We start from the raw sequence: 7848 nt of genomic DNA on the forward strand, positions 1-7848 counted from the left end.
CGATCGGCCCGGTCGAGGGGCGCCGCGCGGCGGGCCGGGCCGCGGACGCGCTCGGCGGCGTCCCCGCCGCGCCCTGGGAGGGGTCGCTCGGCAGAGTCGTGCCCGGCCAGGCGTGGCTGATCCAGGAGGGGCCGCTGGACGGCGACCGCCTGGTCTGCGAGTTCCGGTACGAGGGCGCGGGCACCGCCGGGATGCACGCGCTGGCCGTCCGGCTGGCCTACGGCGACGTTCCGAGCGAGGTCGTGATCGTCGGGGACGTCCCGGCGCTGATGACCGCGGCGCGGCAGGCGATGCAGGCGGAGCTGTGCGTCGTCCAGCCCTACGACGCCGCCGCCGTGGGCGCGAGGCTCCGCGCCGCGCTGAACGGCACCGAGCCGCTCCCCGAGAGCTGCTACCCGGCGCTCGCGCTGGCCCGCCACCGCGCCGCCCTCCTCCCCTGACCCTGGCACGGCGGCGGACGGCCGATCCGTAGGCGGGGGCGGGTGCGGGGTCCGGCGGGGGGCGGGGAAGATGGACGCGTGGTGACGGTGCCCCGGGCGGGCGTTCAGGTGCGGGACGGGCTGCTGGCGGCGGCGCTGGCGGTGGCCGCGGCGTTCGCGGCGGCGATGTGGCCGCAGGTCCGCGAGCTGGATCCGCTGGGCGCGGCGCTGCTGGCGGGCGTGCACGCGCCGCTGGCGTTCCTGCGGCGGTGGCCGGGAGCGGCGCTGGCGGCGCTGGTCGCGGCGGCGCTGCCGTACCACCTGCTGCAATACCAGCACCACGCCCTGATCCCCGCCGAGGTCATCGCCCTGTTCGCCTACGCGGTGCTCGGACGGCGGGTCCGGCTCGTGCTGTGCGCGGCGGGACTGGTCCTCGGCACGTGCGTGCTGGCCATGGCGATGCGGGCGGGTGGCGGGAGCGTCCGCGAGCAGATCGCGGTGGTCGAGGCCGTCGTCGCCGTGGTGATCGCTGTGCAGGTCTGGCGGACCCACCGCGCGCGCCTGGCGGCGGTCCTGGAGCGGGCCGAGCGCGCGGAGCGCACCCGGGAGCAGGCCGAGCGGACGCGGGAGGAGGAGGCGCGGCGGCGGGTCGCCGAGGAGCGGCTGCGGATCGCGCGCGACCTGCACGACCTGCTGGCCCACAGCATCACGGTGATCGGCGTGCAGGCCGGGGCGGCGGCGCACCTGCTGCGCGGCGACCGGCCGCCGGACCGCGCGGAGCTGGCCGAGGCCCTCGCCGCGATCGCCGCGACCTGCCGGGACGCGCGGACCGAGCTGCGCGGCACCCTCCAGGTCCTCAGGGGCACCGACGTCGCGGCCCCGGCGACGCTTCCCGGGCTCGGCGGGATCGGGGACCTCGTCCAGGCCGCGCGGGGCGCCGGGCTCGCGGTGACGCTGCGGAACGAGCCGCCGGCCGAGGAGGCGGGACCGCTGCCGCCGGAGGTGGGCGTCGCGGCGTACCGGATCGTCCAGGAGGCCCTGACGAACGTCGTCAAGCACGCCCGCGCCGCCCACATCGCGGTGGAGCTGACGCGCACCGGCGGCGCCCTCGTCGTGCGGGTCGCCGACGACGGGCGCGGGCCGTCCGGCGGGGCGCCGGAGGGGTTCGGCGTGCTCGGGATGATCGAGAGGGCGCGGAGCATCGGCGGGACCCTGGACGCCGGTCCGGGGGACGGCGGCGGGTTCACCGTCACCGCCGTCCTGCCCGCCGCGCCGCCGGACGTCCTCGGCGGCGCGCTCGGCGGCGCCGGGGAGCGTCCGGGCGAGCCCGAGGACTACCGGCCCAGGGCGCGGTAGCGGCGGACCGCCAGCGGGAAGAACACCGCGGTGATCAGCAGCGGCCAGGCCACGGCCATGAGGGCGGCGTGCTGCGCGGCCCAGGACCCGCCGTCCGGGACGGGGGCGCCGAACAGGTCCCGGCAGGCCGTGACGGTCGCCGACATCGGGTTCCACTCGGCGGCCGCGCCGAGCCAGCCGGGCATGGTGTCCGGCGCGACGAGCGCGCTGGACAGGAACCCGATCGGCCAGACGAGGATCTGGACGGCCGTCACCGACTCCGGGCCCTTGGCGAGCAGGCCGAGGTAGACGCCCACCCAGACGAGGGCGAAGCGCAGGAGCAGCAGCAGGCCGAACGCGGCGAGGGCGCGGGCGGCGCCGTCGTGCGCCCGCCAGCCGATCAGCAGCCCGCAGCCCGCCATGACGGCGAGCGACGCCGCCGAGTACAGCAGGTCGGCGGCGCCGCGCCCGACGATCACGGCGGACGACGCGGCCGGCATGGCGCGGAACCGGTCGGTGACGCCCCGGGCGGCGTCCGCGGCGATCGCGGCGAACGTCGTCTCGACGCCGAACACCATGGTCATCGCGAACATGCCGGGGACGATGAACGCGCGGTAGCCGCCGCCACCGGGCACGTCCATCTGGCCGCCGAACACGTAGCCCATCATCAGCACGACCATCACCGGGAACAGCAGCCCGACGGCCAGGTCGCCCGGGCGGCGCGCCCAGTGCAGGAGGGCCCGGACGGTGAGGGTGCGGCTGTCGGCGACGGCCCAGCGCAGCCGCCCGATCGGGGTCTCGGACAGGGTGGTCACGCGGGGACCTCCTCCTTCTCGGTGAGGCGCAGGAACACCTCGTCCAGCGTGGGGCGGCGCAGGCCGATGTCGGCGGCCCGGACGCCCGCGCCGTCCAGCGCCCGGACGGCCTCGGTGAGCGCGGCGGCGCGCCCGTCCCGCCCGGTGACGGGGGCGCTGAGGCGGAGGGCCTCGGCGTCCACGTCGACCTCGGCTCCGGCGGCGCGGCGCAGGACGCCCGCGGCGGCGTCCAGGGCGCCGGGGTCGTCGAGGACGACCTCGATCCGGTCGCCGCCGAGCCGCGACTTCAGCGCGTCGGGGCTGCCCTCGGCGATCACCCGGCCGGAGTCGACCACCGAGATCCCGGTGGCGAGCCGGTCGGCCTCCTCCAGGTACTGGGTGGTGAGGACGACGGTGGTGCCGCCGCCGGCCAGGGCGCGGACCTCGTCCCAGACCTCGGTGCGGCTGCGCGGGTCGAGGCCGGTGGTCGGCTCGTCCAGGAACAGCACGGCCGGGGCGAGGATCATGCCGGCGGCGAGGTCGAGGCGCCGCCGCATGCCGCCGGAGTACTGCGCGGCGGGCCGTCCGGCGGCGCCGGCGAGCCCGAACCGCTCCAGCAGCTCGTCGGCCCGCCGCCGCGCCGTGCGGGGGCCGAGGTGGTGGAGGCGGCCGAACATCACGAGGTTCTGCCGGCCGGTGAGCACGTCGTCGACGGCGGGGTGCTGCCCGACGAGCCCGACGCGGCGCCGCACCGCGGCCGCGCCGCGCACGACGTCGTGCCCGGCGACGGTCGCGTGCCCGGCGTCCGGCCTGGCCAGCGTGGTGAGGACCCTGACGGCGGTGGTCTTGCCCGCCCCGTTGGGGCCGAGCAGCCCGTGGACGGTCCCGGCGGGCACGCGCAGGTCGAGCCCGGCGAGGGCCTCGGTCGCGCCGTAGCGCTTGCGCAGCCCCTCCGCGACGACCGCGAACACTGGTTCGCTCATGGGTCTCCTAAAACTCCGTACGCTATACGGATTCATTCGGGGAACTATAACGTACGTCGTACAGAGTTTCCATCCCTGGGAGAATGCCACGGTGACGACCGAGTACAGCGGGAGCGGCGACCCCAAGCGCAGCATGGAGCTGCTCTGGGGCGTCCGGGAGCGGCCGAAGCGCGGCCCGAAGCCGAAGCTCACCGTGGACGACATCGTCCGGACCGCGGTGGCGGTGGCCGACGCCGAGGGGCTGGACGCCCTGTCCATGCGCCGCATCGCCGACGACCTCGGCGTGGCCACCATGTCGATCTACACCTACGTCCCCGGCAAGGCCGAGCTGATCGACGTGATGGTCGACCGGACGCTCGGCGAGCTCACCCCGCCCGACGGCGTCCCCGGCGGGTGGCGCGCCCGGCTGGAGCACATCGCGCGCGAGAACTGGGCGCTCTACCACCGCCACCCCTGGCTGCTCCAGGTCGCCGTGGCGCGCCCGCCGCTGGGCCCGAACATGCTCGCCAAGTACGAGTTCGAGCTCCGCGCCGTCGAGGGCGCCGGCTTCACCGACCTGGAGATGGACTCCGTCGTCGCGCTCGTCACCGGCTTCGCCGAGAGCGCCGCCCGCGTGTCGGTGAACGCCGTCGAGGCCGAGCGCCGCAGCGGGATCAGCGACGCCGAGTGGTGGGAGGCGACGGCGCCGCTGCTGGAGCGGCTGGTCTCCTTCGAGGACTACCCGATCGGCTCCCGCGTCGGCAGCGCCGCCGGCCAGGAGTACAACGCCGCCGTCGCCCCGGGCCGCGCGTTCGAGTTCGGCCTCGACCGCATCCTGGACGGCATAGCGGCCCTCCTCTCCTCCCGCTGAGGCCGGGAACGGCCGTCCCGACCGGTTAGGTGCCCGCGTCCTGTGGCGCTCCGGCTAACCGGCGGGCTTGGTGGCCTGCACGATGGCGGCGTGCAGCCCGCCCCCGGCATCGGCGGTCGGGGTGACGGTGACGCCGGTGAACCCGGCCGCGCGCAGCTCGCGGCGGTACTCCCCGGCGGTGAGGGTCGAGGCGGCGCAGCCGATGCGCCGCTCCGCGGCGGCGCGCTCGCCGGGATCGAGGCCCGGTTCGGCGACGATGTCGCTGACGCCGAAGCGGCCGCCGGGACGCAGGACGCGGAAGGCCTCGGCGAGGACGCGGCCCTTGTCCGCGGCGAGGTTGATGACGCAGTTGGAGATCACCACGTCCACGCTTCCGGCGGGGAGCGGGATGTCGTCGATGCGGCCGCGCAGGAAACGGGCGTTCCCGGCACCGGCCTGGGCGGCGTTGGCGCGGGCGAGGGTGAGCATGTCGTCGCTGGCGTCCAGACCGTAGGCGATCCCGGACGGGCCGACGCGGCGGGCCGACAGCAGCACGTCCAGGCCGCCGCCCGACCCGAGGTCGAGCACGGTCTCGCCGGGACGCAGGTCCGCGACGGCGAGTGGGTTGCCGCAGCCCAGGCTCGCGCGCAGCGCCGCCTCGGGCACCTCGTCCTCGGCCTGGTAGGCGGCGGCGCCGAAGCACTCACCGTCGTCGTCGTGCTGGGTGTCGCCGGCGAGGACGGCGCGGGCGCGGGCGGAGTAGCGGGCGACGATGGCGTCCGTGGCGGGCGTGCCGCCGGGACTGGGATCGGGCATCAGGCGTCTCCTTCGGGCGGGCAGGCCGGCGCGGCCGGTGCGGGACGTCCCATGACCAGGTCGGCGGCGGTGGGGAAGCACTCCACGCAGGCGGTGTTGATCCGGTAGAGGCGGGACGTGCCGTGCCGGTCGACCAGGACGAACCGGACCTCGGCCAGCACCTTGAGGTGGGCCGACACGGTCGACTGCCCGACGTGCACGGCGTCGACGATCTCCCCGACGCTCATCGGCCGTCCCCGCCGGGCGAGCAGGGACACGATCTGGACGCGCGTCGGGTCGGCCAGCGCCTTGAACCAGGACGCGTACTCGGCGGCGGTCGGCCGGTCGAGCGGCCCCTTCTCCCCATTCATCGTTCATCGACGATAGACGATGAAGTGGTCGCACGGAAGACCGGCGGTCGAGGTCGGGAGCGGTCAGGCGTCGTCGGCGGGCAGGAGTTCGGCTAGCAGCGCGCGGACGCGGGCGTCGATCTCGTCCCGGATGGGGCGGATCTGTTCGACGGACCGGCCCGCAGGGTCGGCGAGCCGCCAGTCCAGGTACCGCTTGCCGGGGAAGACGGGGCAGGCGTCGCCGCAGCCCATGGTCACGACCACATCGGCGGCCTGGACGGCCTCACCGGTCAGCGGCTTGGGGAACTCCCGCGACAGGTCGAGACCGATCTCGGCCATCACCTCGGCCACGGCGGGGTTGACGGCGTCCGCGGGCGCCGATCCGGCCGAGCGGACGCGGACCCGTCCGGCGGCGTGATGGTCCAGCAGGGCGGCGGCCATCTGGGAACGCCCGGCGTTGTGGACGCACACGAACAGCACCTCGGGCACGTCGCCGGGCTCCTGGAGGGTGAGGCGGCGCCGGTCCGCGGTCACGGGACGGCCACGGTGGCGCGCGGTCCCAGGATCGCCGACAGCCGTTCCAGCACGCCGGGGTTGAGCCAGTAGTAGACCCACGTCCCGCGCCGCTCGGAGCCGATCAGGCCGGCCTGCCTGAGCACCTTCAGGTGGTGGCTGATCGTCGGCGGCGTCAGGTCGAACGCGGCGGTCAGGTCGCACACGCACGCCTCGCCGCCCTCGTGGCAGGCGATCAGCGACAGCAGCCGCAGCCGGACCGGGTCGGCGATCGCCTTGAACAGCGGCGCCAGCTCGGCCGCCTCGCCCTCCCCCAGCGGTTCGCGGACCAGCGGCGCGCAGCACGCGCCCTCGCCCTCGCCCTCGGCGGAGATCGGGATCGGGATCGGGCTCGGCAGCCGCTGTTTAGACATGTCTCTAATTTGACATCCATCTATGCATGGACGCAAACTCGGGCCACCGGCTGATTAGATGAATGTCTAAGCAGCCCTCGCCGGGCGGTGCCGAGCGGCATCGTCCACGACACGAGGAGGGGCCTCATGTCCCGCGTCCAGCTCGCCTTGCGCGTGTCCGACCTGGAAGGCTCGATCGCCTTCTACACCACGCTGTTCGGCACCGGGCCGGCCAAGCTCCGGCCCGGCTACGCCAACTTCGCGATCACCGAACCGCCGCTCAAGCTCGTCCTGATCCAGGGCGAGGACGGCGAGCCGACCCGCATGGACCACCTGGGCGTCGAGGTCGAGGACTCCGGCCTCGTCACGGACTCGGCCAGGCGTCTGGCGGACGCCGGGCTCGTGACGCTGGAGGAGAACGACACCTCGTGCTGCTACGCCGTCCAGGACAAGGTCTGGGTGCACGGCCCCGGCAGCGAGCCCTGGGAGGTCTACACGGTCAAAGCCGACGCGGACGCTCTCGGCAAGAGCCCCGTCGCCTCCGTGTGCTGCACCTCCGGCGAGCAGGTGACCGATCCCGGCCATGTCGAGGTCGTCTCCGGGTCGAGTTGCTGCTGATATCGCGCTGCGGTCAGCGGCGGCGGTTGGCGCGCCTGGTGGGCGCGGCCGTGGTGGGGTCCTCGGGCCAGGGGTGGCGGGGGTAGCGGCCGCGCAGGTCGGCGCGCACGGCGCGGTAGCCCTCGCGCCAGAACGTCGCGAGGTCCGCGGTGACCGCGGCGGGACGCCCCGCCGGGGACAGCAGGTGCACCACCAGGGGCACCCGCCCCCCGGCCAGCCGCGGCGCCGCGTCCCAGCCGAACAGCTCCTGGAGCTTCACCGCGAGGACGGGCCGCTCCTGCGCGTAGTCCACGCGGATCCGCGACCCCGAGGGCACTTCGACGCGCTCGGGGGCCAGCTCGTCCAGCCGGGCGGCGAGGTCCCAGGGCAGCAGGCCGCGCAGGGCGGCCGCGACGTCGAGGCGGCCGAGGTCGGCGCGGCGGCGGGCGCCCTCCAGCCACTCCGGGAGCCGTTCCAGCAGCGCGGCGTCGTCCACCGCGGGCCAGGGCTCGCCCAGCGCGCCGTGCAGGAACGCCATCCGCTCGCGCAGCGCGACGGCGGCGGGCGTCCAGTTCAGCAGGCCGAGCCCCTCGGCGCGCACGCCGTCCCGGAGCGCCGCCCGGACGAGCGCCGGGTCGGGGTCGCGCAGGGGCCGCGCGTCCAGCTCGATCGCGCCGAGCCGCTCGACGCGCCGGGCGGCGACGTCGCCGTCCCGCCAGGCGACCTCGTCGGCGGTCTCCAGCAGCGGCGCCGCCGCGCGCCGGGCGATGTCCTCGCCGATCACGACCGCCTGCCGGACGCGGGCGGAGGCGGCCCCGGCGGGACGGTCGGCTGCGGCGAC

General features: G+C 75.8%; 10 protein-coding genes and 1 pseudogene. 4 read left to right on the top strand and 7 right to left on the bottom strand.

Annotation, left to right across the window (positions count from 1 at the left end; translation table 11 throughout):
* Positions 1–440 (top strand): annotated as a pseudogene (locus E1300_RS45300) (hypothetical protein); the annotation flags it as partial.
* 78 nt (positions 441–518) lie between these two features.
* Positions 519–1775, top strand: a complete 1257-nt coding sequence (locus E1300_RS45305; protein ID WP_131763452.1) for a sensor histidine kinase — start codon at positions 519–521, stop codon at positions 1773–1775.
* Here E1300_RS45305 and E1300_RS45310 read toward each other — a convergent pair.
* The gene (locus E1300_RS45310) at positions 1754–2569 is read right to left on the bottom strand and encodes an ABC transporter permease (RefSeq protein WP_207400351.1); all 816 of its coding nucleotides are present in this window, start codon (positions 2567–2569) and stop codon (positions 1754–1756) included. The genes E1300_RS45305 and E1300_RS45310 overlap by 22 nt on opposite strands.
* Positions 2566–3531, bottom strand: a complete 966-nt coding sequence (locus tag E1300_RS45315) for an ATP-binding cassette domain-containing protein (RefSeq protein ID WP_131763453.1) — start codon at positions 3529–3531, stop codon at positions 2566–2568. The genes E1300_RS45310 and E1300_RS45315 overlap by 4 nt, the downstream gene beginning before the upstream one ends.
* A gap of 91 nt (positions 3532–3622) precedes the next feature.
* On the opposite strand from E1300_RS45315, the gene E1300_RS45320 reads away from it, so the two are divergent.
* Complete coding sequence (locus E1300_RS45320; protein WP_131763454.1) at positions 3623–4381, top strand: TetR/AcrR family transcriptional regulator; 759 nt, start codon at positions 3623–3625, stop codon at positions 4379–4381.
* Positions 4382–4435: 54 nt separating this feature from the next.
* Here E1300_RS45320 and E1300_RS45325 read toward each other — a convergent pair whose 3' ends face one another.
* The 4 genes from E1300_RS45325 to E1300_RS45340 all read right to left on the bottom strand — a co-directional run bounded on the left by E1300_RS45325 (position 4436) and on the right by E1300_RS45340 (position 6431).
* Complete coding sequence (locus E1300_RS45325) at positions 4436–5176, bottom strand: methyltransferase domain-containing protein (RefSeq protein ID WP_131763455.1); 741 nt, start codon at positions 5174–5176, stop codon at positions 4436–4438.
* Complete coding sequence (locus tag E1300_RS45330) at positions 5176–5526, bottom strand: ArsR/SmtB family transcription factor (protein WP_131763456.1); 351 nt, start codon at positions 5524–5526, stop codon at positions 5176–5178. Before E1300_RS45330 ends, E1300_RS45325 begins: the two co-directional genes overlap by 1 nt.
* 63 nt (positions 5527–5589) lie before the next feature.
* The gene (locus E1300_RS45335; RefSeq protein WP_242619809.1) at positions 5590–6039 is read right to left on the bottom strand and encodes an arsenate reductase ArsC; all 450 of its coding nucleotides are present in this window, start codon (positions 6037–6039) and stop codon (positions 5590–5592) included.
* Positions 6036–6431 (bottom strand): ArsR/SmtB family transcription factor, encoded by a 396-nt coding sequence (locus E1300_RS45340; RefSeq protein ID WP_131763457.1) that lies wholly within the window; start codon positions 6429–6431, stop codon positions 6036–6038. The genes E1300_RS45335 and E1300_RS45340 overlap by 4 nt, the downstream gene beginning before the upstream one ends.
* Positions 6432–6557: 126 nt before the next feature.
* Here E1300_RS45340 and E1300_RS45345 point away from each other — a divergent pair, with 126 nt between their 5' ends.
* Entirely contained in the window at positions 6558–7028 is a 471-nt protein-coding gene (locus tag E1300_RS45345) for an ArsI/CadI family heavy metal resistance metalloenzyme (protein ID WP_131763458.1), read from the top strand.
* Between the two features lie 13 nt (positions 7029–7041).
* Here the strand turns inward: E1300_RS45345 and E1300_RS45350 are convergent.
* Positions 7042–7848 (bottom strand): ATP-dependent helicase C-terminal domain-containing protein (locus E1300_RS45350; RefSeq protein WP_278045435.1); only part of this gene is annotated, 807 nt, incomplete at its 5' end.

The organism is Actinomadura fibrosa, assembly GCF_900659615.1.
GTDB classification, from domain to species: domain Bacteria; phylum Actinomycetota; class Actinomycetes; order Streptosporangiales; family Streptosporangiaceae; genus Spirillospora; species Spirillospora fibrosa.

What these genes read in the sequence shown, in the direction of transcription:
- E1300_RS45315 (WP_131763453.1), bottom strand. Translation starts at nt 3,531, where the DNA reads ATGAGCGAACCAGTGTTCGCGGTCGTCGCGGAGGGGCTGCGCAAGCGC.
- E1300_RS45325 (WP_131763455.1), bottom strand. Translation starts at nt 5,176, where the DNA reads ATGCCCGATCCCAGTCCCGGCGGCACGCCCGCCACGGACGCCATCGTC.
- E1300_RS45330 (WP_131763456.1), bottom strand. Translation starts at nt 5,526, where the DNA reads ATGAATGGGGAGAAGGGGCCGCTCGACCGGCCGACCGCCGCCGAGTAC.
- E1300_RS45340 (WP_131763457.1), bottom strand. Translation starts at nt 6,431, where the DNA reads ATGTCTAAACAGCGGCTGCCGAGCCCGATCCCGATCCCGATCTCCGCC.
- E1300_RS45345 (WP_131763458.1), top strand. Translation starts at nt 6,558, where the DNA reads ATGTCCCGCGTCCAGCTCGCCTTGCGCGTGTCCGACCTGGAAGGCTCG.